20 protein-coding genes are annotated in these 23,350 nt (G+C 71.8%); 14 read left to right on the top strand and 6 right to left on the bottom strand.

Annotation, left to right across the window (positions count from 1 at the left end; all coding sequences use genetic code 11):
* Positions 1 to 147: 147 nt before the first annotated feature.
* The 10 genes from ABD262_RS07360 (at position 148) to ABD262_RS07315 (ending at position 11,865) form a co-directional block, all read left to right on the top strand.
* Complete coding sequence (locus ABD262_RS07360) at positions 148 to 1,749, top strand: ABC-F family ATP-binding cassette domain-containing protein (RefSeq protein ID WP_344133358.1); 1,602 nt, start codon at positions 148 to 150, stop codon at positions 1,747 to 1,749.
* Between the two features lie 116 nt (positions 1,750 to 1,865).
* Positions 1,866 to 3,542 carry a nitrite/sulfite reductase gene (locus ABD262_RS07355; protein WP_344133355.1) on the top strand — a complete coding sequence of 559 codons (1,677 nt, stop codon included), beginning with the start codon at positions 1,866 to 1,868 and terminating at the stop codon, positions 3,540 to 3,542.
* Complete coding sequence (locus ABD262_RS07350; RefSeq protein WP_344133352.1) at positions 3,539 to 3,745, top strand: hypothetical protein; 207 nt, start codon at positions 3,539 to 3,541, stop codon at positions 3,743 to 3,745. Before ABD262_RS07355 ends, ABD262_RS07350 begins: the two co-directional genes overlap by 4 nt.
* Positions 3,742 to 4,545, top strand: a complete 804-nt coding sequence (locus ABD262_RS07345) for a phosphoadenylyl-sulfate reductase (RefSeq protein ID WP_344133350.1) — start codon at positions 3,742 to 3,744, stop codon at positions 4,543 to 4,545. The genes ABD262_RS07350 and ABD262_RS07345 overlap by 4 nt, the downstream gene beginning before the upstream one ends.
* Entirely contained in the window at positions 4,542 to 5,471 is a 930-nt protein-coding gene (cysD, locus tag ABD262_RS07340) for a sulfate adenylyltransferase subunit CysD (RefSeq protein ID WP_344133347.1), read from the top strand. Before ABD262_RS07345 ends, cysD begins: the two co-directional genes overlap by 4 nt.
* Entirely contained in the window at positions 5,471 to 6,829 is a 1,359-nt protein-coding gene (locus tag ABD262_RS07335; RefSeq protein ID WP_344133344.1) for a sulfate adenylyltransferase subunit 1, read from the top strand. Before cysD ends, ABD262_RS07335 begins: the two co-directional genes overlap by 1 nt.
* Complete coding sequence (cobA, locus tag ABD262_RS07330; RefSeq protein WP_344133342.1) at positions 6,829 to 8,133, top strand: uroporphyrinogen-III C-methyltransferase; 1,305 nt, start codon at positions 6,829 to 6,831, stop codon at positions 8,131 to 8,133. Before ABD262_RS07335 ends, cobA begins: the two co-directional genes overlap by 1 nt.
* Positions 8,130 to 8,834, top strand: coding sequence for a sirohydrochlorin chelatase (locus ABD262_RS07325; protein ID WP_344133339.1), 705 nt, complete (start codon positions 8,130 to 8,132; stop codon positions 8,832 to 8,834). The genes cobA and ABD262_RS07325 overlap by 4 nt, the downstream gene beginning before the upstream one ends.
* Positions 8,831 to 9,619 (top strand): enoyl-CoA hydratase/isomerase family protein, encoded by a 789-nt coding sequence (locus ABD262_RS07320; protein WP_344133336.1) that lies wholly within the window; start codon positions 8,831 to 8,833, stop codon positions 9,617 to 9,619. The genes ABD262_RS07325 and ABD262_RS07320 overlap by 4 nt, the downstream gene beginning before the upstream one ends.
* A 377-nt stretch (positions 9,620 to 9,996) precedes the next feature.
* The gene (locus ABD262_RS07315) at positions 9,997 to 11,865 is read left to right on the top strand and encodes an ABC transporter ATP-binding protein (protein WP_344134591.1); all 1,869 of its coding nucleotides are present in this window, start codon (positions 9,997 to 9,999) and stop codon (positions 11,863 to 11,865) included.
* A gap of 13 nt (positions 11,866 to 11,878) precedes the next feature.
* Here ABD262_RS07315 and ABD262_RS07310 read toward each other — a convergent pair whose 3' ends face one another.
* Positions 11,879 to 12,676: an SURF1 family cytochrome oxidase biogenesis protein gene (locus ABD262_RS07310; protein WP_344133334.1), complete on the bottom strand. Its 798-nt coding sequence runs from the start codon at positions 12,674 to 12,676 to the stop codon at positions 11,879 to 11,881.
* Positions 12,677 to 12,708: 32 nt separating this feature from the next.
* On the opposite strand from ABD262_RS07310, the gene moaA reads away from it, so the two are divergent.
* Complete coding sequence (moaA, locus tag ABD262_RS07305; protein ID WP_344133332.1) at positions 12,709 to 13,755, top strand: GTP 3',8-cyclase MoaA; 1,047 nt, start codon at positions 12,709 to 12,711, stop codon at positions 13,753 to 13,755.
* A 50-nt stretch (positions 13,756 to 13,805) separates the two neighbouring features.
* On the opposite strand, the gene ABD262_RS07300 is transcribed toward moaA, so the two are convergent.
* Positions 13,806 to 14,015 (bottom strand): hypothetical protein, encoded by a 210-nt coding sequence (locus ABD262_RS07300; protein WP_344133330.1) that lies wholly within the window; start codon positions 14,013 to 14,015, stop codon positions 13,806 to 13,808.
* The gene (locus tag ABD262_RS07295; protein ID WP_344133328.1) at positions 14,015 to 14,335 is read right to left on the bottom strand and encodes a DUF3099 domain-containing protein; all 321 of its coding nucleotides are present in this window, start codon (positions 14,333 to 14,335) and stop codon (positions 14,015 to 14,017) included. The genes ABD262_RS07300 and ABD262_RS07295 overlap by 1 nt, the downstream gene beginning before the upstream one ends.
* A gap of 99 nt (positions 14,336 to 14,434) precedes the next feature.
* Between ABD262_RS07295 and fabG the strand changes: the two genes are divergently transcribed.
* The 3 genes from fabG to ABD262_RS07280 all read left to right on the top strand — a co-directional run bounded on the left by fabG (position 14,435) and on the right by ABD262_RS07280 (position 18,242).
* On the top strand, positions 14,435 to 15,145 hold the full coding sequence (fabG, locus tag ABD262_RS07290) for a beta-ketoacyl-ACP reductase (RefSeq protein WP_344133327.1): 711 nt from the start codon (positions 14,435 to 14,437) through the stop codon (positions 15,143 to 15,145).
* Between the two features lie 47 nt (positions 15,146 to 15,192).
* Complete coding sequence (fabI, locus tag ABD262_RS07285) at positions 15,193 to 15,951, top strand: enoyl-ACP reductase FabI (protein WP_344133325.1); 759 nt, start codon at positions 15,193 to 15,195, stop codon at positions 15,949 to 15,951.
* A 71-nt stretch (positions 15,952 to 16,022) separates the two neighbouring features.
* Positions 16,023 to 18,242, top strand: coding sequence for a tetratricopeptide repeat protein (locus tag ABD262_RS07280; protein ID WP_344133304.1), 2,220 nt, complete (start codon positions 16,023 to 16,025; stop codon positions 18,240 to 18,242).
* A gap of 101 nt (positions 18,243 to 18,343) precedes the next feature.
* Here ABD262_RS07280 and cphA read toward each other — a convergent pair whose 3' ends face one another.
* From cphA to serB, 3 genes are read right to left on the bottom strand one after another with little or no spacing between them, the layout of a single operon-like run.
* Positions 18,344 to 21,199: a cyanophycin synthetase gene (cphA, locus tag ABD262_RS07275; protein ID WP_344133302.1), complete on the bottom strand. Its 2,856-nt coding sequence runs from the start codon at positions 21,197 to 21,199 to the stop codon at positions 18,344 to 18,346.
* 40 nt (positions 21,200 to 21,239) lie between these two features.
* A complete protein-coding gene (locus ABD262_RS07270; RefSeq protein ID WP_344133300.1) occupies positions 21,240 to 22,100 on the bottom strand; it encodes a cyanophycinase in 861 nt (286 codons plus the stop codon).
* A gap of 16 nt (positions 22,101 to 22,116) precedes the next feature.
* Positions 22,117 to 23,340 (bottom strand): phosphoserine phosphatase SerB, encoded by a 1,224-nt coding sequence (serB, locus tag ABD262_RS07265; RefSeq protein WP_425564809.1) that lies wholly within the window; start codon positions 23,338 to 23,340, stop codon positions 22,117 to 22,119.
* Between the last annotated feature and the right edge of the window lie 10 nt (positions 23,341 to 23,350).

Here is a 23,350-nt window from a genome sequence, read left to right as displayed (position 1 = left end):
TCCGCGGTCGTGGGTGGGTCGCTCCCCGGTGCAGCTGTCCCGGTCGGGCAACTGTGCAAGTTAGACTAGTGATCTCAGCCTCTGAGCGGCGCATCCGCAACTCGTCGGAGCGCCCCCACCCCCCTCTGTGATGTCTGGAGTTCCGTCGTGATTGCCGCCAGTGGGATCGAGCTGCGTGCTGGGTCCAGGCTCCTGCTCGACGGTGCGACGTTCCGGATCGCGGCAGGCGACCGGGTCGGGCTGGTGGGCCGCAACGGCGCCGGCAAGACTACCCTCACCAAGGTCCTGGCCGGTCAGGGCCAGCCTGCCGCGGGCTCGGTGACGGCGACCGGCGAGGTCGGTTACCTGCCCCAGGACCCGCGCACCGGCGACCTGCACGTGCTGGCCCGCGACCGCATCCTGTCGGCCCGCGGGCTCGACCGGATCATCACCCAGATGCGCGAGGCCGAGGGCGCCATGGCCAGCGCCGACGACGAGACCCGCGACAAGGCGATGCGCCGCTACTCGCGGCTCGAGGCCGAGTTCACCGCCGAGGGCGGGTATGCCGCCGAGTCCGAGGCCGCGACCATCGCCAGTGCCCTGTCACTCGAGGAGCGCGTGCTCGGGCAGCCGTTGTCGACGCTGTCCGGTGGCCAGCGCCGCCGGGTCGAGCTGTCGCGGATCCTCTTCTCGGGGGCTGCCACGCTGCTGCTCGACGAGCCGACCAACCACCTCGACGCCGACTCGATCGGCTGGCTGCGCGACTACCTCAAGGGCTACCAGGGTGGCCTGGTCGTGATCAGCCACGACGTCGAGCTGCTCGACGCCGTCGTCAACCGGGTGTTCCACCTCGATGCCAACCGCGCGGAGCTCGACCTCTACAACGTCGGCTGGAAGCCCTACCTCCAGCAGCGCGAGACCGACGAGCGGGCCCGCAAGCGCGAGTACGCCAACGCCACCAAGAAGGCCGCTGCCCTGATGGAGCAGGCCGAGAAGATGCGCGCCAAGGCGACCAAGGCGGTGGCCGCCCAGAACATGATCAAGCGCGCCGAGCGGATGCTGGCCGGGGTCGAGGGGGAGCGGACCAGCGACAAGGTGGCCAAGCTGCGGTTCCCCGACCCCGCGCCCTGTGGCCGGACGCCCCTGCGGGCCTCCGGGCTGTCGCGCTCCTATGGCAGCCAGGAGGTCTTCACCGACGTCGACCTGGCGATCGACCGCGGGTCGCGGGTCGTCGTGCTCGGGCTGAACGGTGCCGGCAAGACCACGCTGCTGCGCATGCTCGCCGGGGCCGACCAGCCCGACACCGGTCAGGTCGAGCCCGGCCACGGCCTCAAGCTCGGCTACTACGCGCAGGAGCACGAGAACCTCGACGTCTCGCGCACGGTGCTCGCCAACATGAAGTCGGCTGCACCGGACTCGTTCGGCGAGACCGAGGTCCGCAAGGTGCTGGGGTCGTTCCTGTTCAGCGGCGACGACGTCGACAAGCCGGCCGCGGTGCTCTCCGGCGGCGAGAAGACCCGGCTCTCGCTGGCCATGCTGGTCGTCTCCAGCGCCAACGTGCTGTTGCTCGACGAGCCCACCAACAACCTCGACCCGGCCTCGCGCGAGGAGATCCTCGGCGCCCTGCGCACCTACAAGGGAGCGGTGGTCCTCGTCACGCACGACGAGGGGGCCGTCGAGGCGCTCGAGCCGGAGCGGATCCTGCTGCTGCCCGACGGCATCGAGGACCACTGGGGCCAGGACTACCTCGACCTCATCTCCCTGGCCTGAGTCGCGAGCCGAGAGGCGACGGTCGCGGCCACGCGGCATACCCATCGAATTGGTGGGAATTGCGGTCGGATAATGGACGGTTATGCAATGCATAAGCGAACGGGCAGAATAGTGGCGTGACGCAGACCCCGATCCGTCCCCAGCGGCAGGCAGGCAAGGCGACCGGAGCCTGGGCCGACGGCGACCGCACGCCACTGAACGCCAACGAGGAGTTCAAGCAGGCCGATGACGGCCTCAACGTGCGCGCCCGCATCGAGGAGGTCTACGCCAAGGAGGGCTTCGCGAGCATCCCGGGAGAGGACCTGCGCGGACGGATGCGGTGGTGGGGCCTCTACACGCAGCGCAAGCCCGGGATCGACGGCGGCAAGACCGCCACCCTCGACCCCAGCGAGCTCGACGCGGAGTTCTTCATGCTGCGGGTGCGCAGCGACGGCGGCGCGCTCGACGCCGACCAGCTGCGCACGGTCGCCGAGATCAGCCGGGAGTTCGCCCGCGACACTGCCGACGTCACCGACCGGCAGAACATCCAGCTGCACTGGATCCGGGTGGAGGACGTGCCCAAGATCTGGCAGCGGCTGGAGGCCGTCGGCCTGACCACCGCCGAGGCGTGCGGCGACACCCCCCGAGTCATCCTGGGCTCGCCGGTCGCCGGCATCGCGGCCGATGAGGTGCTCGACGGCACGCCCGCCGTGCGACAGATCCTCGACCGCTACATCGGCAGCCCGGAGTTCTCCAACCTGCCCCGCAAGTTCAAGACCGCGATCTCGGGCAGCCCCAGCCTCGACGTCGCCCACGAGGTCAACGACATCTCCTTCGTCGGGGTCGAGCACCCCGAGCACGGCCCGGGGTTCGACGTCTGGGTCGGGGGAGGCCTCTCCACCAACCCGATGTTCGCCCAGCGCCTGGGCGTCTGGGTGCCGCTCGACGAGGTCCCCGACGTCTGGAAGGGCGTCGTCTCGATCTTCCGCGACCACGGCTACCGGCGGCTGCGCAACCGGGCCCGGCTGAAGTTCCTGATGGCCGACTGGGGCCCGGAGAAGTTCCGTGACGTGCTGCAGAACGACTACCTCAAGCGCGTCCTCCTCGACGGCCCCGCTCCGCCGGCGCCCAGTGCCCACCGGCGTGACCACGTGGGTGTGCACCCTCAGCAGGACGGCAGCTTCTGGGTCGGCGTCGCCCCCGTCGCCGGCCGCGTCAGCGGCACCACGCTGTCTGCCGTCGCGGGGCTGGCCGCGAGGCACGGCTCCGGTCGCGTGCGGCTCACCGCCCACCAGAAGCTGCTGGTGCTCGACGTGCCGCAGCAAGAGGTCGCCGCCCTGACCGCCGCCCTCGACGAGCTCGGGCTGCCCAGTGCCCCCAGCGAGTGGCGCCGCGGCCTGATGGCCTGCACCGGCATCGAGTTCTGCAAGCTGGCGCTGGTCGAGACGAAGGCCCGGGCGCACACCGTGATCGCCGAGATGGAGCGCAGGCTGCCCGACTGGGACGTGCCGTTCTCCATCCACATCAACGGCTGCCCCAACTCGTGCGCCCGCACCCAGGTCGCCGACGTGGGGCTCAAGGGCATGGTGCAGACCGACGACGACGGCAACCTCGTCGAGATCTTCCAGGTGCACCTCGGCGGCGGGCTCGGCACCGAGCCGCAGCTGGCCCGCAAGACCCGCGCACTCAAGGTGCGCGCCGAGGACCTGCCCGACTACGTCGAGCGCCTCGCCGGCCGCTTCGTCGCGCAACGCGACGGCGACGAGTCGTTCGCCCACTGGGCCCACCGCGCCGAGGAGGACGACCTGCGATGAGCGACAGCCCGCGCGCCAGCATCATCTACTACTGCCCGTTCTGCGCCGAGGAGGACCTCCGCCCGGTCGAGGAGCCGCAGGGAGCCTGGCGCTGCAACGCCTGCGCCCGCGTCTTCACCGTGCAGATGGCCGCCCTCGACACGACCCGCATCCCGGGACGCCTGCGCGAGGAAGCCGAGCTCCGGGGAGGAGTGCAGCCATGAGCGCGACCGAGACCGACGCCGTCAGCGGCACCGACCCGGCGAGCAACACCGACGGAGTCAGTGGCACCCGGTCTGCCGCGGAGCTGCGGGCCCTGGCCGCGGCCGGCGAGGAGCGCTTCGCCGCGCTCGAGGCGCAGGGTGACGCCGCGGCACACGAGCAGCGCGTGGAGCTGGCGCGGCAGGCGCTGCGCTGGGCGCAGGAGACCTTCGGGGAGCGCCTCACGGTGGCGTCGTCGATGGGTGACGAGGTGCTCGTCCACCTGGTCGGCACCACCATCCCGGGCGCCGATGTCTTCTTCCTCGACACCGGCTACCACTTCGTCGAGACGCTGGGCACCCGCGACGCCTACGAGGCGATGCTGCCCCTCACGATCCGCACCATCCTCCCGCTGCTGACCGTCGCCCAACAGGACGCGGAGCACGGCCCCAGGCTGCACGACCGCGACCCGAACGCCTGCTGCGCCATGCGCAAGGTCGAGCCGCTCAACCGGGCACTGTCGACCCACGACGCCTGGGTGACGGGGATGCGCCGGGTCGACGCGCCGACCCGGACCGACATCGGGATCGTCGGCTGGGACGAGAAGCGCGAGATGGTCAAGCTCAACCCGATCGCCGGGTGGACCGACGACGACGTCGACCGCTATGTCGAGGAGCACGGGGTGTTCCTCAACCCGTTGCGACAGGAGGGCTACGCGTCGATCGGCTGCGCCCCCTGCACCCGCCCCGTCGCCGAGGGCGAGAACGCCAGGGCCGGCCGCTGGGCCGGCAAGGACAAGACCGAATGCGGGCTGCACACATGACGACGACCGCCGCGCGGGCGCTGCCCGACGAGTTCACCCTCGACCACCTCGACCACCTCGAGTCCGAGGCGATCCACATCTTCCGCGAGGTGGCGGGGGAGTTCGAGCGCCCGGTCATCCTGTTCTCCGGGGGCAAGGACTCGGTCGTCATGGTGCACCTGGCGCTCAAGGCGTTCGCGCCGGGCCAGCTGCCCTTCGCGCTGCTGCACGTCGACACCGGCCACAACTTCCCCGAGGTGCTCGACTACCGCGACGCCGTGGTGGAGCGGCTCGGGGTGCGCCTCGTCGTCGCACACGTGCAGGACTACATCGACGACGGCCGGTTGCGCGAGCGGCCCGACGGCACCCGCAACCCGCTCCAGACCGTGCCGCTGCTCGACGCCATCGAGGCCGGGAAGTTCGACGCCGTCTTCGGTGGCGGCCGCCGCGACGAGGAGAAGGCCCGCGCGAAGGAGCGCGTCTTCAGCCTGCGCGACTCCTTCGGGGCATGGGACCCGCGGCGGCAGCGACCCGAGCTCTGGGACCTCTACAACGGCAAGCACGCGCCGGGCGAGCACGTCCGGGTCTTCCCCCTCTCGAACTGGACCGAGCTCGACGTCTGGCGCTACATCGAGCGCGAGGGCATCGCCCTCCCCGACCTCTACTTCGCCCACGAGCGCGAGGTGTTCGCCCGGGACGGCATGTGGCTCTCGGCGGGTGACTGGGGCGGTCCCAAGGACTCCGAACGGGTGGAGAGCCGGATGGTGCGTTACCGCACGGTCGGCGACATGAGCTGCACCGGTGCGGTCGACTCCGACGCGACCGACGTGGCCGGCGTGATCCTCGAGCTCGCGGCGTCCCGACTCACCGAGCGCGGCGCCACGCGGGCCGACGACCGGATGTCGGAGGCTGCCATGGAGGACCGGAAGAAGCAGGGGTACTTCTGATGACTGCGACCCGTGCGGCGGATGTTGCCGTGACCCTCGCCACCGCTGACGACCACGCGCCCACCCACCGGCACGACCTGCTGCGGCTCGCGACCGCCGGCTCGGTCGACGACGGCAAGTCCACCCTGGTGGGGCGGCTGCTCTACGACACGAAGTCCGTTCTCGCCGACCAGCTCGACGCGGTCGAGCGGGTGAGCCGGGAGCGGGGCCTTGACGCCGCCGACCTCGCCCTGCTGACCGACGGCCTCCGGGCCGAGCGCGAGCAGGGGATCACCATCGACGTCGCCTACCGCTACTTCTCGACGGCGACCCGCTCCTACGTGCTGGCCGACACCCCGGGGCACGTGCAGTACACGCGCAACATGGTCACCGGTGCCTCCACGGCCGAGCTCGCCCTGATCCTGATCGACGCCCGCCACGGTGTCGTCGAGCAGACCCGCCGCCACCTCGCGGTGACCGGTTTGCTCGGGGTCCGCCACGTCGCGGTGGCCGTGAACAAGATGGACCTGGTCGAGTGGTCGCGGGAGAGGTTCGACGAGATCGTGGCCGAGTTCGTGCGGCACGCGGCGCGGTTCGGCATCGAGGACGTCGTGGCCGTGCCGGTGTCCGCCCTCTTCGGCGACAACGTGGTCGACCGCACCGACCGGGCCGGCTGGTACACCGGTCCGACGCTGCTCGAGCACCTCGAGTCGGTGCCCGTCGGCACCGACCCGTCGGCCCAACCCCTGCGCCTGCCGGTGCAGTACGTCATCCGGCCCCAGAGCACCGAGCACCGCGACTACCGCGGGTATGCCGGTCGGCTGGCCTCGGGGGTGGTGCGCCCCGGTGACGAGGTCACCGTCCTGCCCGGGGGGGCCCGCACCACCGTCGCGGGCATCGACCGGGCCCGGGCCGATGGTTCGCTGGAGTCGCTCGACGTGGCCTTCGCGCCACAGTCGGTGGTGCTGCGCCTGGCCGACGACCTCGACGTCTCACGGGGCGACCTGCTCGCCGCCGCCGACGAGCCGAGCCTGACCACCCGCAACCTGTCCGGCACCGTCGCCGTGCTGTCGGAGCGTCCGCTGCGCCAGCGTGACCGGGTCCTGCTGAGGGTCGGCACCCGCACCGTCCGCGCCCTGGTCGACGACGTGGTGGACCAGCTCGACATCGCGACCATGGAGCAGCAGGCGGCCCCGGATGGCTTGGCGCTCAACGCCATTGGCCGCGTGCGCCTGCGCCTGGCAGACGACGTCGCCATCGACGACTACCGCACGCTGCGCCGCACCGGCGCCTTCCTCCTGATCGACGACGCCGATGGCTCGACCCTCGCCGCCGGCATGGCCGACGCGCCGGACCGCAGCATCGGAGAGGGCATCTGATGGGCTCGCCCTCCTACCCCCTGACCCTCGACCTGACCGGCCGCAGGGCCGTCGTGGTCGGCGGTGGCCCGGTCGCCGCCCGCAGGGCCGCCGCGCTCGTCGAGTCCGGCGCCCTCGTCGAGGTGATCGCGCCCTTCGTGTGCGAGGACCTCGCGGCCCTGGTGGCGACCGGGCGGCTCGTCCGGCGGGAGCGCGACTACGTCGCGGGCGACCTGCTCGAACCCACTGCCGCGTGGCTGGTCCACACGGCCACCGGAGACTCCCGTGTCGACGCCCAGGTGGCCAGGGAAGCCGAGGCGGCGCGGATCTGGTGCGTCCGCGCCGACGACGCCGGGGCCTCCACCGCGTGGACGCCTGCCGTCGCGCGGGGATCCGTCGGCACCGCGAGCGAAGGGCTCACCGTGGCGGTCAGCGCCGGTGGCGACCCGCGACGAGCCTCGGCGGTCCGCGACGCGGTCCTCGCGGCGCTCGAGAGTGGCACGCTGCCCGTGCGCCGGGTCCGGCCCTCCACGTCGGCGGGGGCCGACGGGGCGCCGGCGGGCGGGGCCGGGGGCGTGGGTCGCGTCGCGCTCGTGGGCGGCGGTCCGGGTGCCGAGGACCTGATCACCGTGAGGGGACGGGCCCTCCTGGCCGCTGCCGACGTCGTCGTCACCGACCGCCTCGGCCCGCGCGGGCTGCTGCGGACCCTCGGCTCCGACGTCGAGGTCGTCGACGTGGGCAAGACGCCCGGCAACCACCCTGTCAGCCAGGAGCGCATCAACGAGCTCCTGGTGCACCACGCCCGGCTCGGCAGGCGGGTGGTCCGGCTCAAGGGCGGCGACCCCTTCGTCCTCGGCCGCGGTGGCGAGGAGGCGATGCACTGCCTCGCCCACGGCGTGCCCGTCGAGGTCGTGCCCGGCGTGACCTCGGCCGTCTCCGTCCCCGCGGCGGCCGGCATCCCGGTGACCCATCGTGGGGTGGCGGCGTCGTTCGTGGTCGCCTCCGCCCACGAGGGCGCCGACCACGTCCTGGCCGCCGCCGCCGACGCGGCTCCCGATGCGACGCTCGTGCTCCTGATGGGGGTCACCCGCCTCGCGGAGACCGCCGCCGCGCTCGTGGCCGCGGGGCGCCCGTCCGACACGCCGGTGGCGCTCGTCGAGCGCGGGTGGACCCCCGAACAGCGCACGACCACCACCACCCTCGCCGCGGCGGCGGCCGACGCCGAGGCGGCCGGCGTGCGTGCCCCCGCGGTCGTCGTCGTCGGCCAGGTCGTGGCCCTGCGAGAGCACCTCGGCGACCTCTCGGGGAGTAGCGTCACGGCGTGACCACCGACACCGACATCGTGCTGCTCGCCCACGGCTCGCCGGACCCCCGGCACGCCCAGGGCGTCGAGACCCTGGCCACCCACGTGCGCCAGCTGGCTCCGCACCGGACGGTGCACACGGCATACCTCGACCACCACGGGCCCAACGCGACCGAGGCGGGCGCCGACCTCGGTGAGCACGTGGTCGTCGTCCCGGTGCTCGTCACCCCTGCGTACCACGCCAAGGTCGACGTCCCGGCCGCGGTCGAAGAGCTCGTGGCGGCGTCCGGCTCCACGGTCTCCCTCGCCGCGCCACTCGGGCCCCACGCGCTGCTGCTGGAGGCCGCCGAGGAGCTGCTCGCCGCCGAGGGCATCGCACCCGACCCCACCACCGCCGTGCTCCTGTATGCCGCCGGGTCGAGTGACAGCGAAGCCGTGGCCACGGTGGGGCACACCATCGCCGACCACCCCCGAGAGGGGTGGGGACCGTGGGGGGTGGCCGCCCTCGACGGTGGCTCGACCCTCGACCAGGTGCTGCGGCGACTGCCCGACGAGGTCGAGCGGACGGTGGCGGTGTCGTTCATGGTGGCCGAGGGGGTCCTGCGCGACCGGATGGCCCAGCACTGTGGCCGGGCCGGGGTGTCCATGGTGCCCGGCGCCCTGGCGCACACGTCGGCGGCGGCCCACCTGGTGCTCGAACGGGCGGATAGCCTGCCTGCGTGACCGACGCAGCCCAGCCCCACCCGCACCTGTCCGTCGCGCGTGACGGAGCCGTCCTCACGGTGACTCTCGACAACCCGGAGCGTCGCAACGCCCAGACCCCCAGCCTCTGGCTGGCGCTGGCTGACCTCGCGGTCGACCTCGACCCAGCGGTCCGGGTCGTGGTGCTGCGCGGCGCGGGCCCGTCGTTCTCCGCCGGGCTCGACCGGGCCATGCTCGCACCCGGAGGCGTGCCGGGCGAGACCGACATGATCGCGATGGCGGCCGAGAGCGCCGAGGGGGCAGCAGCGACCATCGAGGCCTTCCAGCGCGGCTTCTCGGCCTGGTCCGAGGCGCGGGCCGTGGTCGTGGCGGCCGTGCAGGGCCACGCGATCGGCGCGGGCTTCCAGCTCGCCCTCGCTGCCGACCTGCGGGTGGTCGCCGACGACGTGCAGCTCGCCATGCGCGAGACCTCCCTCGGCCTGGTGCCCGACCTCGGTGGCACGGCCCCGCTCGTCTCGCTCGTGGGGGTGGCCAGGGCCCTCGAGATCTGCGCCACGGGGCGCTTCGTCGGCGCGGCCGAGGCCGTCGCGATCGGGCTGGCCAACGTCGCGGTCCCCGTGGCTGCCCTCGCGGCCACGACCGACGACCTCGTCGCCGCCCTGCTCGCCGCACCGGAGGCGGCGCTGCGTGAGCTCAAGCCGCTCCTGCGCAGCGCGGTGGACGCCGATCGCGAGACCCAGCTGCGGCTCGAGCGCGAGGCGCAGGGCCGGCTGCTGCACGCCATCGCGGGGCCGCTCGGGAGCTGACCGACGACCACCCCGCCGTTGCGCGCTGGGCGCAATGTCAGTGCCCACGACCATCATGGGGAATGCGCCGTCGTCCGGGCGGCGTTCCACGGCGAAGGGCAGGACTGAGGCAGGTGCGTCGGCCGCGGCCGGATGCTTCGACCGCACGACCCTGTTTCGACCGCACGACCCTGTTTCGACCGCACGACCCTGTTTCGACCGCACGACCCTGTTTCGACCGCACGACCCTGTTTCGACCGCACGACCCTGTTTCGACCGCACGACCCTGTTTCGACCGCACGAGCTACTTCCCACCGCACCACCCTGTTTCGACCGCACCATGATGAGGACGGACGCACGATGACGAGGACGGACGCCCCGTGAGCCATTCAGGCTGGATGGCCATGCGGTCCCTGACCCGCGACGACTCGGTCAAGGACCGCAAGCTCGCGCCCGGCACCGCTCGCCGGGTCGCGTCCTACGCCCAGCCGTTCCGCCGTGAGATCGGGCTGTTCCTCGTCCTGGTCATCATCGACTCGGCGCTGGTGGTGGCCACCCCGCTGCTGCTCAAGGAGCTGATCGACAAGGGCATCACGCCGCGCGACCGTGGCGTGGTCATCGAGCTCGCGCTCGTCGTGGCAGCCCTCGCTGTCGTGAGCGGTCTGCTGACCCTCGTCGAGCGATGGTTCTCGAGCCGCATCGGCGAGGGCCTGATCTATGCCTTGCGCACCGAGGTGTTCTCCCACGTGCTGCGCCAGCCGATCGCGTTCTTCACCCGCGCCCAGACCGGCGCCCTGGTGAGCCGGCTCAACAGTGACGTCATCGGGGCGCAGCAGGCGTTCACGTCAGTGCTCTCGAGCGTGGTGAGCAACGTCGTCTCGCTGGTGCTCATCATCGCCACCATGGCGACCCTGTCGTGGCAGCTGACGCTCGCGTCGCTGGCCCTGGTGCCCTTCTTCCTGCTGCCGGCCCGGCTGATGGGCCGACGCCTCGCGGGGCTGACCCACGCCCAGATGGGCCTCAACGCCGATCTCGGCTCACGGATGACCGAGCGGTTCAACGTGGCCGGCGCGCTGCTCGTCAAGCTCTTCGGCGAGCCCCGTCGCGAGGACCGTGAGTACGCCGAGCAGGCTGCCGGGGTGCGCGACATGGGTGTCCGGATCGCGCTCAACCGCAGCATCTTCTTCGTCGCCCTCACCCTCGTGGCGTCGCTGGCCACCGCGATGGTCTACGGGTTCGGCGGCCTGATGGCGGTCAGCGGCTCGCTCACCGTCGGCACCCTGCTCGCCCTCACCGCCCTGCTGGCGCGGCTCTACGGCCCGCTCACCTCGCTGTCCAACGTGCGGGTCGACGTGATGACCGCGCTCGTGTCGTTCGAGCGGGTCTTCGAGGTGCTCGACCTCCAGCCGCTGGTCACCGAGCGCCCCGACGCCCGGCCGATTCCGACCGGCCCGGTGCGGGTCGAGCTGTCCGGCGTCGCCTTCCGCTACCCCTCCGCCGACGAGGTGTCGCTGGCCTCCCTCGAGAGCGTCGCGACCGGAGACCGCAAGGGCGGGGGAGTCGTGCTCAGGGACGTCGGCTTCGTCGCGGAGCCCGGCCAGCTCGTGGCCCTCGTCGGGCCGAGCGGGGCCGGCAAGACCACCATCACGTCCCTCCTGGCGCGGCTCTACGACCCGTCGACCGGGTCCGTCCGCATCAACGGGGTCGACCTGCGCGAAGCCACCCTCGAGTCCGTCACCCGGACCGTCGGCATGGTCACCCAGGAGGCGCACCTGTTCCACGACACCATCCGTGCCAACCTCCGGTATGCCGCTCCGGACGCCACCGACGAGGAGCTTGTCGACGCGCTGAAGGCCGCCCAGGTGTGGTCGCTCGTGGGGTCGCTGCCCGAGGGGCTCGACACCGTCGTGGGCGACCGCGGGCACCGGTTGTCCGGTGGGGAGAAGCAGCGGCTGGCCCTGGCCCGACTGCTGCTCAAGGGTCCCGGCCTGCTCGTCCTCGACGAGGCCACCGCACACCTCGACAGCGAGTCGGAGGCCGCGGTGCAGCGTGCCCTCGACACCGCCCTCGAGGGACGCACGGCCATCGTGATCGCCCACCGGCTGTCGACCGTGCGCGGCGCCGACCAGATCCTCGTGGTCGACCAGGGCCGGATCGTCGAGCGCGGCACGCACCGCGAGCTGATCGATCGCGGGGGCCTCTACAACGACCTCTACACGACCCAGTTCGCCGACCAGGAGAGCCGCAGCAGCGACGTGCCGGCTTGAGAGGGAGCCTGGTTCAGGCGTCTTCCTCGTCCCAGATCCGCACCTTCCTGCGCGGCGTCGTGGTGCCCTCGGGGGCCGACTCCTCGAGTCCTTCCTGGTACTCACGGCGTGCGCCGAACCAGACCAGGACGAACCCCACCACCATGCCCAGCCACCATTGGAACGCATAGGCCTGGTGCGGACCGAGGTCGGTGTCCGGCGCCTCCAGGGCCGTGGGTCGGTCGGGCGCGGTCCCGTCGGGAAGGCGCTCGACCTCGAGGATGACGTAGGCCCCGAGCAGCGGGGTGCCGACCTGGCGGCTGGCCTCCGCGAGGTTGATGCTGGCGAGCTGGCCGCGGAGGGGCGTCTTGCCCAGCGACGGCTCCGACCGCCGCAGCCACCCGGTCACGGTCACGTCCCCGGTCGGTGCCGGGACGACCTCGGGCGACGTCTCGGCCGTCTGCGCGTTCTGCACCCAGCCGCGATCCACGAGCACCGTGTCGCCGGACGTGTCCCGGAACGGCACCAGCACCTCGTAGCCGTAGGTGCCCTGGTACGGGCGGTTCCGCACCAGCAGGGTGGCGTCCGCGGCATACCGGCCCCGCATGGTGACGCGGGTCCACTCGCGGGACAGCGGCATGGGATCGACACCGAGCACGGAGGCGATCGGCTGCGGCTTCGCGTCGTAGTGGCTGTGGATGCGGTCGGCCCGTGCGGCCTTCGCCTCGTAGCGGTGCCACTGCCACTGCCCGAGGAAGAACGCGGCCACGGCAAAGGCCAGGGCGACCGCGAAGGCACCCAGCCACCGACGCGATGTGAGCACCCTGACCACCGCTTCACGGTACCCGGCTTAGGCTAGGGGTCATGACCGGGCTTCCCTTTCCCAGCGTGCGCGCTGACTCGCGCGCTCCAGCAGGGACCGTCGGCCTGCCCGACCAGCTCGGTAGGGTGGCGCGCGACCTGCGCGTCTCCGTGACCGACCGGTGCAACCTGCGGTGCCGCTACTGCATGCCGGCCGAGGGTCTGCCGTGGCTCGCCAAGCCCGAGATGCTCACCGACGACGAGCTCGTCCGGGTGATCGGGGTGTTCGTCGGGCTGGGGGTGCAGCAGATCCGGCTCACCGGCGGCGAGCCCCTCCTGCGCAGGTCGCTGGTCGACGTGGTGCGACGCGTCGCCGCCCTCGAGCCCCGGCCCCGGATCGCCATGACCACCAACGGCATCGGGCTCGACCGGCTGGCCCAGCCGCTCGCCGACGCCGGGCTCGACCGGGTCAACGTCAGCCTCGACACGATCGACCCCCAGGAGTTCGCCGACCTCACCCGTCGCGATCGGCTCCACGACGTCGAGCTCGGGCTCAAGGCCGCGGCGGCCGCGGGCCTGACTCCCGTCAAGGTCAACGCCGTCGCGATGCGGGGGATCAACGACCACTCGGTCGCCGACCTGCTGCAGTGGTGCCTCGACCGTGGCTACGAGCTGCGGTTCATCGAGCAGATGCCGCTCGACGCCCAGCACGGCTGGGACGCGTCGACGATGATCAGCGCCGAGGAGATCCGCGAGCGCCTGACCGAGCGGTTCGAGCTGACGCCGCTGCCTGCGGCCGACCGGGGGAGTGCACCGGCCGAGCGGTTCCTCGTCAACGGCGGTCCCGCGACGGTCGGCATCATCGCCAGCGTGAGTGCGCCGTTCTGCGCGGCGTGCGACCGCACCCGGCTGACGGCCGACGGCCAGGTGCGCAACTGCCTGTTCTCGCAGAAGGAGACCGACCTGCTCGGACCGCTGCGGGAGGGGGCCAGCGACGAAGAGCTCGGCGCGCTCATCCAGGGTGAGATGTGGCGCAAGCTCCCGGGCCACGGCATCGGCACGGACGGCTTCGTCCAGCCGGACCGGCCGATGTCGGCCATCGGGGGCTGACCCACCCTCGGCAGTCGTCCGGCGGCAGTCGTCCGGCGGCTGACGACCGGTCAGCCGGCCGTCTCGGGGATCGCGTCCGCAGCCACGGTCTCGACCAGGAAGCCGCGGATCGACAGGAACTCGCCGAGCGACGTGCGGTGGTCGTCGCAGGCCAGCCAGACCTTGCGCCGCTCAGGGGTGTGCACCTTCGGGTTGTTCCACAGGTGTGCCCAGGTGGCGGTGTGGCGACACGCCTTCGCGCTGCAGACCAACGCCTCCATCAGCGACCGATCTGGTCGGGGCCGTCACCGCGCGGCGTGACCGGCGCCGAGGACCCGGGCAGCCGGGGGCGCACGGCATTGGCGAGCACCACGGCCACGTAGGGCAGGAGGATCGCGGCCACCGCGAAGCTGCCCCACAGCCACCAGGGCGCGCCCTTGGTCGCGGTCACGGCGGCGAGGACGAAGCAGGCGGTGCGGATGCCCATGGTCACCAGGTAGCGGCGGATCCGGCCGGCCTGCTCGTCGGCGAGCGACTCCGGGACCGACGTGACCGACTGCACGACGGGCTCTTCGGGGTGGTGTCGACGGGGGCGGGGCACATGTCCACGATAGGCGTCCTCGGATGCGGCGTACCCATGGGTAGTCGATAAGGTCGCGACGGAGCAGCCCCCTCGACAAGAATCCCCCGGAGGACATCCATGGCAGGTCGCAACGTGCTGGTCACCGGCGGCAACCGCGGCATCGGTCTCAGCATCGCCACAGCCCTGGTGGAGGCCGGCGACAACGTCGTCATCACGCACCGCTCGGGGGAGCCGCCCGAGGGCCTGCGCGGCGTGCGCTGCGAGGTGACCGACTCGGCGTCGGTCGACCAGGCGTTCACCGAGGCGGAGGAGATCCTCGGCGGCCCGGTCGAGGTCCTCGTGGCCAACGCCGGGGTCACCCGCGACACCTTGCTGATGCGGATGTCCGACGAGGACTTCGACGTGGTCATCGACACCAACCTCGCCGGCGCCTTCCGGTGCGCCCGCCGTGCCGTCAAGGGCATGATCAAGCAGCGTCACGGCCGGATCATCTTCATCTCCAGCGTCGTCGGCCTCTACGGCTCACCCGGGCAGACCAACTACTCCGCCAGCAAGTCCGGTCTCGTGGGGCTGGCCCGGTCCATCTCCCGAGAGCTCGGCGGGCGCGGCATCACCGCCAACGTCGTGGCGCCGGGCTTCATCGAGACCGACATGACGGCCGAGCTGCCCGAGGACCGCAAGAAGGCCTACCAGGCGACCATCCCCGCGGGCCGGTTCGCCCAGCCGGAGGAGGTCGCGGCGGCGGTCCGCTTCCTCGCCGGCGACGACGCGGCATACATCACCGGTGCGGTGATCCCCGTCGATGGCGGGCTGGGCATGGGCCACTGAGCCCAGGCCTGCAACCACACAAGACCACACACCGAAAGGCACCCGACATGCTGCTCGAAGGCAAGAAGCTCCTGATCACCGGCGTCCTGATGGACTCCTCGATCGCCTTCCACGTCGCCAAGATCGCGCAGGAACAGGGTGCGGAGGTGGTGCTGACGTCGTTCGGTCGCACCTTCAAGATCACCCAGACGATCGCCAAGCGACTGCCGACCACGCCGCCGGTGATCGAGCTCGATGTCACCAACCAGGACGACCTCGACAGCCTCGCCGGGCGGCTCGGGGAGCACGTCGACCGGCTCGACGGTGTCCTGCACTCCATCGGGTTCGCCCCCCAGGGCGCGTTCAACTTCCTCGAGGGCACCTTCGAGGACGTCGCGACGGCGATGCACGCCTCGGCCTACTCGTTGAAGTCCCTCGGGGTCGCGGCGCTGCCCCTGATGAAGGACGGCGGCAGCATCGTGGGGCTCACCTTCGACGCGAAGTTCGCGTGGCCGGTCTACGACTGGATGGGGGTGGCCAAGGCGGCGTTCGAGTCGACGAACCGCTACCTCGCCCGCGACCTCGGGCCGAAGGGCGTCCGCTGCAACCTCGTGGCCGCCGGACCGATCCGCACGACGGCCGCCAAGTCCATCCCCGGCTTCCAGACCTTCGAGGAGACCTGGAACGAGCGGGCGCCCCTCGGCTGGGACGTCAACGACGCCGTCCCTGCGGCGAAGGCCTGCGCCGTGCTGCTCTCCGACTGGTTCCCGGCCACGACGGGTGAGATCGTCCACGTCGACGGCGGCGTCCACGCGATGGGACAGTGACCGGCGCTGCCCGGCTGCGCGGCCGCACTGCCACGACGACTGCCGAGCTGCGCCACTACTAGGCTCGGCGCATGACGTCTTCCCCCGCCGTCTCCGACCCCCGACCCGTCGCCCAGCCCGCCGTGGCGGTGACCGAGGTCCGGGTCCTCGAGGGGCCCAACCTGTACTTCGCCAAGCCGGCGATCAAGGTGAGCCTCGAGCTGCCGGGCTACCTCGCGGCCGACGAGCGGACCCTCACCGACCTGGCCACCCGGGTGGGGATGCGCAGCGCCCGCCCCGGAGCAGCCGGCACCGAACAACGCCAGCGCTTCGTCATGCGGCTGGTCGAGCGGGCCGTGCGCCGGCTGGCCGCGGCGAGCGGCACCACACGGCTGGGTGTGCGGGTGCGTCCCGGCAGCGCGCCGGAGTCGGTCGTGATGGCCTTCGTGTGGCGTCGACGCACGCGGGCGCGCGCGCTCGGCCAGGGTGTCGGCCCGGTGCTCCAGGCCTGGCTCGACGGTGGCGACGTCGTCGAACAGGAGGGACTGGTGGTGGGGCGGACCGAGCCGGGAGACCGCCCGTCCGCCATCAAGCCGCAGATCCCCGTCGCGTCGGTCACCGGCACCAACGGCAAGACCACCACGACCCGCCTGCTCGGCCACATCGGCATGACCGCAGGGCTGCGGACCGGGTGGTCCTCCACCGACGGGGTGGTGGTCCAGGGTGAGGTCATCGAAGCGGGCGACTACTCCGGGCCGGCCGGGGCGCGCGGCGTGCTGACCGCCCCCGGCGTCGAGCTGGGCATCCTCGAGACGGCCCGCGGAGGGATGCTCCTCAAGGGGATGGGCGTGACCTCCAACGACGTCAGCGTCGTCACCAACGTCTCCGCCGACCACCTGGGCCTGCAGGGGATCGACACCGTCGACCAGCTCGCCGAGGTCAAGGCCATCATCACCAAGGCCACCCGGCCCGGCGGCTGGGTCGTGCTCAACGGCGAGGACCCGCGGGTCTGGGCCATGCGCAACGGCATCAAGGGCAAGCCCTGGGTCTTCACCCTGCGCTCCGACGCGCCGGCGATCCGTGAGTCGCTCGACCTGGGTGGCCGGGCGATCACCGTGCTCGACGGCTCGATCACCGTCCTCAGGAACGGCCGCGACCCCGACCGCCTGGTCAGCATCCTCGACGTCCCGGCGACGCTGTCGGGGCTGTCGCACCACAACATCGCCAACGCCCTCGCCGGTGCCGCGGCCGCCCTCGGGCTCGGGCTGCCGCGCGAGGCAGTCGTCGAGGGCCTGCGCACCTTCGTCCCCGACGACAGGCTCAACCCCGGCCGGATGAACACCTACACGCTGCGGCGCGACGACGGTGCGGCGATCACCGTCATCGTCGACCTCGCCCACAACGAGGCCGGGCTCGAGGCGCTGATGGACGTCGCGCACGGGCTCAAGGTGCCTGGCGGGCAGGTGCACCTGGGCCTCGGCCTGGCCGGCGACCGCACCGACGAGCTGCTCGAGTCGATCGGCGAGGTGGCCGGCCTGCGGGCCGACCGGATCGTCGCGGCCCACAAGGCCCACTACCTGCGCGGCCGCACCATGGAGGAGCTCGAGTCGCACCTCCGCGCGGGTCTCGCCCGGGCTGGGGTGTCCGACATCGAGTCCTACGAGACCGAGCTGGGCGGGCTGCAGGCCCTCGTGCCCGGCGCGGCCGACGGAGACGTCGTCGCGCTGATGTGCCACGCCGAGCGCTCCCAGGTGGCCGCCTGGTTGGCCCAGCAGGGCGCGACGTCCGACACCCCCGAGGACATCCGTCGCAAGGTGGTCGCGGCGCGCGGGGAGCACGAGTTCGAGGCCCAGATCGCGCAGCTGTGGGAGCTCACCGACGACCAGGAACGGATCGACGCGGTGGTCCGGCTGCGGAGCCAGCGCCCGGCCGACCCTCGCCTGGTGTTCGAGCACGCCAGCGCGCTCGACGCAGCGGGCAAGGAGCAGGACGCCATCCCGCTCTACCGTGACTGCCTCGCCGCCGGCCTCCGCGAGCCGCAGCGGCACCGGGCGCGGATCCAGCTGGCGTCCAGCCTGCGGGTCGCCGGTCAGCCAGAGCTCGCCTACTCGCTGCTCACCGAGCTGAGTGCCGAGCGGCCCGGCAGCGTGGCCGTCGAGGCCTTCCGTGCGCTGGCCGGTGTCGACAGCGGCCACGCCGCGTCATCGGTCGCCGACCTCATCGAGGTGCTGCTGCACCACGCCGGCGACGAGGACGCCCTCGCCTACCAGCGGGCGCTGTCGGGGTATGCCGCGGAGCTGCGCGCCCGCTGACCGACCCCTCCCGTCACCGGGCGAGTGACAACCACCCCGTTGTTCGGAAGATCCCCCCGGCCCTGACGCAGGGGATCCTCCGAACAACGGGGTGGTGAGGCTCAGGTGGTGGCGGGCTCGACCTCGGCCGCCTCCGCGGCAGCCGCCTCGTCGCCGGACTGCTGGGCCTCCGACTGCATCTCGACCGGGTCGAGGTCGGGGTCGCCGATGCCCTCCTTGTTGTGGGCACCCGCCTGGGCGTGCTTGGTCATGTGCTCGAGCTCGCCCAGGACCTCGGCGTGCTGGTCGACACAGAGCACCACGACGTCGCCGGGGTTCGCGCGAGCCATGCAGTGCCGCACGGCATCGACCTCGTTGAGGACGATCTCGACCTGGCGGCAGCGCACGCCCTCCTTGCCGATCTCGGCCTTGGCTCCCTCGGCGATGAGGTCGGCGGTCTGACCCGCCGGACGGCCGCGCTTGCGCTCGTCCTCGCGGACCACGACGACGTCGAAGTGGCGGGCAGCCAGCGACCCGAGCTCACGCATGTCGTCGTCACGGCGGTCGCCTGCGGTGGAGATCATGCCGATGCGCGAGACCTTGCCGAGGTCGGACTGGCCGGCCTTCTGCGCGGCATACGACTCCACGAACTCGCCGAGCACCCGCATGCCGGGCGCGTTGTGGCAGTAGTCGACGAAGACGTCGACGTTGTGCACGTTGACGAGGTTCATCCGCCCGGGGGAGAGGTAGTAGCTCGTGGTGAACGTGCGCAGGCCCTGGCGGATCTCGTGCAGCCCGGCGCCGGCCGCGAAGGCGGCTCCCGCTGCGGCCATGGCATTGGCGACGTTGAACTTCGCGGTGCCGCCGAAGGTCGACGGGAGCAGGTGGGTCCACGCCAGCTGCATCGAGCGACGTCCGTGCTTGATGACGATCATGTCGCCGCGGTCGGTGGTGTCGAGCACGACGGCCCGTCCGCCGCGCCGGCAGTAGTCCTCGACGAACTCGCGCACCTTGCTGCCGGGCGGCTGCAAGGAGAACCACACGATCCCGCCGGAACAGCGGCGACGCATCTTGCGGACGAGGTCGTCATCGGCGTTGAGCACCGCGAAACCGTTGCGGGGCACCGCTTCCACGACCACAGCCTTGACGTCTGCCAGCTGCGCGAGCGTGTCGATGCCCTTCATGCCGAGGTGGTCGGGGGCGACGTTCGTGACGACGGCGACATCGTTGCGGTCGTAGCCGAGACCTTCGCGGAGGATGCCACCACGAGCGACCTCCATCACGGCGAAGTCGACGCGCGGGTTCTGCAGGACCATCCGTGCGGAGCGGGGGCCCGAGGCGTCGGCCTTGTAGACCAGGCGCTCGTCGATGACGATCCCGTCGGTCGACGTCATGCCGACCTTGTGGCCGATTCCCTTGAAGATGTGGGCGATCATGCGTGACGTCGTGGTCTTGCCGTTGGTCCCGGTGACGGCCACGATCGGGACCCGCGAGGGGGAGCCGGGCGGGAAGAGCAGGTCGACCACGGGCTTGGCGATGAACTGCGGCTCACCGACGGTGGGGTGGGTGTGCATGCGGAAACCGGGTGCGGCGTTCACCTCGCAGATCGCTCCACCAGTCTCACGGACGGGCGAGGCGATGTCGGGACAGATGAAGTCGATCCCGGCCACGTCGAGTCCGATCATCCGAGCCGCCTCCTCGGCGATCTCGACGTTGTCGGGATGCGCGTCGAAGGTCCGGTCGACCGAGATGCCGCCGGTCGACATGTTGCCGGTCAGGGCGAGCTTGACCATGTGGTCCTTGGGGGGCACGTCGTCGAGCCCGAAGCCCTGGTCGCGGACGAGCCCGATGGCAGCGTCGTCGACCTTGATGCGGGTCAGCACCTTCTCGTGGCCGACGCCGCGTCGCGGGTCGGCGTTGGTGATCTCCACGAGCTCGCTGACGGTGTGGGTGCCGTCGCCGATGACGTGGGCGGGGACGCGCTCCGCGATGGCCTGCATCCGGCCACCCACGATGAGGCAGCGGTAGTCGCGACCGGTGACGTGGGACTCCACGATGACGAGGCCACGCCGTGACTCGCCCTCGGCGATGACGAAGCTCGACCGGACCGCATCCTCGGTCGTGAGGTCGAGGCACACCCCTCGGCCGTGGTTGCCGTCGAGCGGCTTGACCACGACCGGGTAGCCGATCCGCTTCGCCGCGGCGACGGCAGCGTCCGCGCTGCGCACCGTCTCCTGCTTGGGCACCGGCAGACCCGCGGAGCCGAGCAGCCGCGTCGTCATGTCCTTGTCGCTGGCGATGTCGACGGCGAGGGCGCCGGTCTTCGAGGTCATCGTGGCGCGGATGCGCTGGGCGTGGACGCCCTGGCCGAGCTGCACGAGCGAGGCGGAGTTGAGGCGGATGTAGGGGATGTCGCGCGAGACCGCCTCCTCGATGATGGCACCGGTGGAGGGGCCGAACGCGGTGCGCTGTGCGCGGCGCAGGAAGACGTCGAGCTCCTCGGAGAAGTCGAAACCCTCCTCGGCCTGCACGAGGTGGTTGACGAGCCTGACGGCGAGCGTGCCGGCGGCAAGGCCGACCGCCTCGTCGGCGTAGTCGTAGATCACGTTGTAGACGCCGGTCTGCCCCTTGACGGCTCGGGTCTTGCCACGCCGCAGGTCGTGCCCGGCCTCCTGCTGGAGCTGCAGGGCGACGTGCTCCGCCACGTGGCCGAGCCAGGTGCCCTCACGCATCCGCTCGATGAAGCCACCCTTCACACCGCGCGAGCAGGTGTGGTTCTGCAGGTTCGGCAGCAGCTCGACCAGCCGGTCGGTGAACCCCTCGATGGTGTCCGTGGGGTAGGCCTCCAGGACGCCGAGGTCGACGATGAGGTGGATCGCCGGGCTGTACGACCAGATGTTCCCGCCGCGGTAGACCCGCGACTCCACGATCGTGAGCTCGGGTGCAGCAGGACCGGTGGGGGTGGGGCGATCTGCCATGGGATCTCCTTGCGGGTCGGGCAGTGCGAGGCGGTGGGGGTCAGGCCTTGGCCGTCGCGAGGGCCACCGCGACATCGGGGTGCTTCTCGACGAAGTCGACGAGGCGAACCTCGGAGAGGTCGAACGTAGCGCCTGCGGGGAGTGAGTGCACGACTGCGCCGGAGACCATGAGGGGCGCACCACGTCGGGCCTCGGGTGCGTCGGACTCGGCGGCGCGGCAGTCGAGGACGAAGGCGACCCCGCTGCCGTGCACGGTGAAGTAGCGCCGGTCGCGGACCTCGATGGCGGTGTCCTCGTCGATGCCGACCCCGATCAGGTTCGGGGAGGCCGCCACCATCGACATGAGCCGGCCGTAGCGCGACCGCTGGGCGAAGTGCTGGTCGATGATGACGCCGTCGATCAGCCCCAGCCCGGCGGTGAGCTGTCCGTAGCGCTGCCGAGGGGTGACGCCCTCCTCGCCCATCGAGATCATGAACTGGCTCATGATCGAGGCGCCGGCCGAGGTGCCGCCGATGACGGTGCCCCGGTCGTGGGCGCGGGCCAGTGCGTCCCCCAGCAGGGTGCCCGGGAAGCGCTGGCTGAGCTTGAGCTGGCTGCCTCCGCTCATGAAGATCCCGGTGGCCTGGTCGAGGAGGGCCACGAGGTCCGCGTCGTGGGCCGAGACCCGGCTGGGAGGGTTGACCACCGAGATCTCGGGGGCGCCCAGGCGGGTGAAGACGTCGCGGTAGGACTCGACGACCTCGTTCTCGAACGAGGAGGCGGTGGGGATGAGGACGATCCGGGAGCGCCTGCCCCCTGCGAGCCGCACGAACCTGCGGAGCACGGTCGCCTTGCCGACCCGGTCCTCTGCTCCGCCGATGATGAACAGGGTGGGGACCTTGCGGTCCTGCGTGCGTGCCATTGCGTCAGCCTAGGAGTCAGGGTGTGGGGATCGGCGGAGCGGGGGTCGGCGTGCCGTCTGCCTCGTCCGCCTCCTCGATCTCCTCGCGGGTGATGCCCAGCAGGTAGAGCACCGCGTCGAGGTAGGGCACGTTGACGGCGGTGTCGGCTTGTTCGCGCACCACCGGCTTGGCGTTGAACGCCACCCCGAGCCCCGCGGCCTGCAGCATGTCGAGGTCGTTGGCGCCGTCACCGATGGCGACGGTGCGCGACAGCGGGAGGCCAGCCTCGGCCGCGAACCGGCGCAGTGCGTCCGCCTTGCCCGCCCGGTCCACGATGTCCCCGACCAGTCGCCCGGTGAGTATGCCGTCGCGCACCTCGAGCCGGTTGGCGTGGGCGTGGTCGATGCCGAGCTCGCGGGCGAGGTCCTCGACGATCTCGATGAAGCCGCCCGACACGATGGCGACGGTGAAGCCAAGCCGCTTGAGGGTGCGGACGAGGGTCCGTGCTCCGGGCGTGAACTGGACCGCTGCCCGGACGTCGTCGAGCACCGAGGCAGGAAGACCTTCGAGGGCCGCGACCCGCTCGCGGAGGCTGTCGGCGAAGTCGAGCTCGCCGCGCATCGCCGCCGCGGTCACGGCTGCCACCTCCGCCTCGCGTCCGGCGTGGCTGGCGAGCAGCTCGATGACCTCGTCCTGGATCAGGGTCGAGTCGACGTCCATGACGACCAGCCGACGGCCGCGCCGGGCCAGCCCGCCGGCGGCGACGGCGATGTCGAGCCCGTGGACGCTCGACTCCATCGCCAGCTCGCGGCGCAGCCGGTCGACGTCGGCGCCCGAGACGTCGAGCTCGACCGTCGTGACGGGGTAGCGCGACAGGCGTCGGATGCGGTCGATGTTGGCGCCGTGCGAGGCGATCCGTGCCGTGATCGCGGCCACTCCGCTGGCGCGCAGCGGGGCCCCGAGGACGACGACGGCCGCCCGACCACTGCGTCGGTTGCGGCTGTCGCCGGTGCCGGACTTCAGCTTCACCTTGAGGTCGAGGTCGCGCCCGACCGTCGTGAGCACGGTGCGCAGCCGCTCGTGGCCCTCGCCGGCCGTGAGCAGCATGGCAAGCGTCAGGTGGCCACGGACGACGACCTGCTCGAGGTCGAGCACCTCCGCGCCCACGTCGGCGATGGCGTCGAAGAACGTGCTCGTCACGCCCGGACGGTCCTCACCGGAGATGGTCACCAAGAGGGTCTGCGCGGTCAGGTCGGGCACCTCGCCACAC

It is taken from the genome of Pedococcus bigeumensis (assembly GCF_039531795.1).
Lineage (GTDB): Bacteria > Actinomycetota > Actinomycetes > Actinomycetales > Dermatophilaceae > Pedococcus > Pedococcus bigeumensis.
The sequence above is the reverse complement of the archived record's forward strand: the minus strand, read 5'-3'. Positions and strand labels throughout refer to the sequence as shown.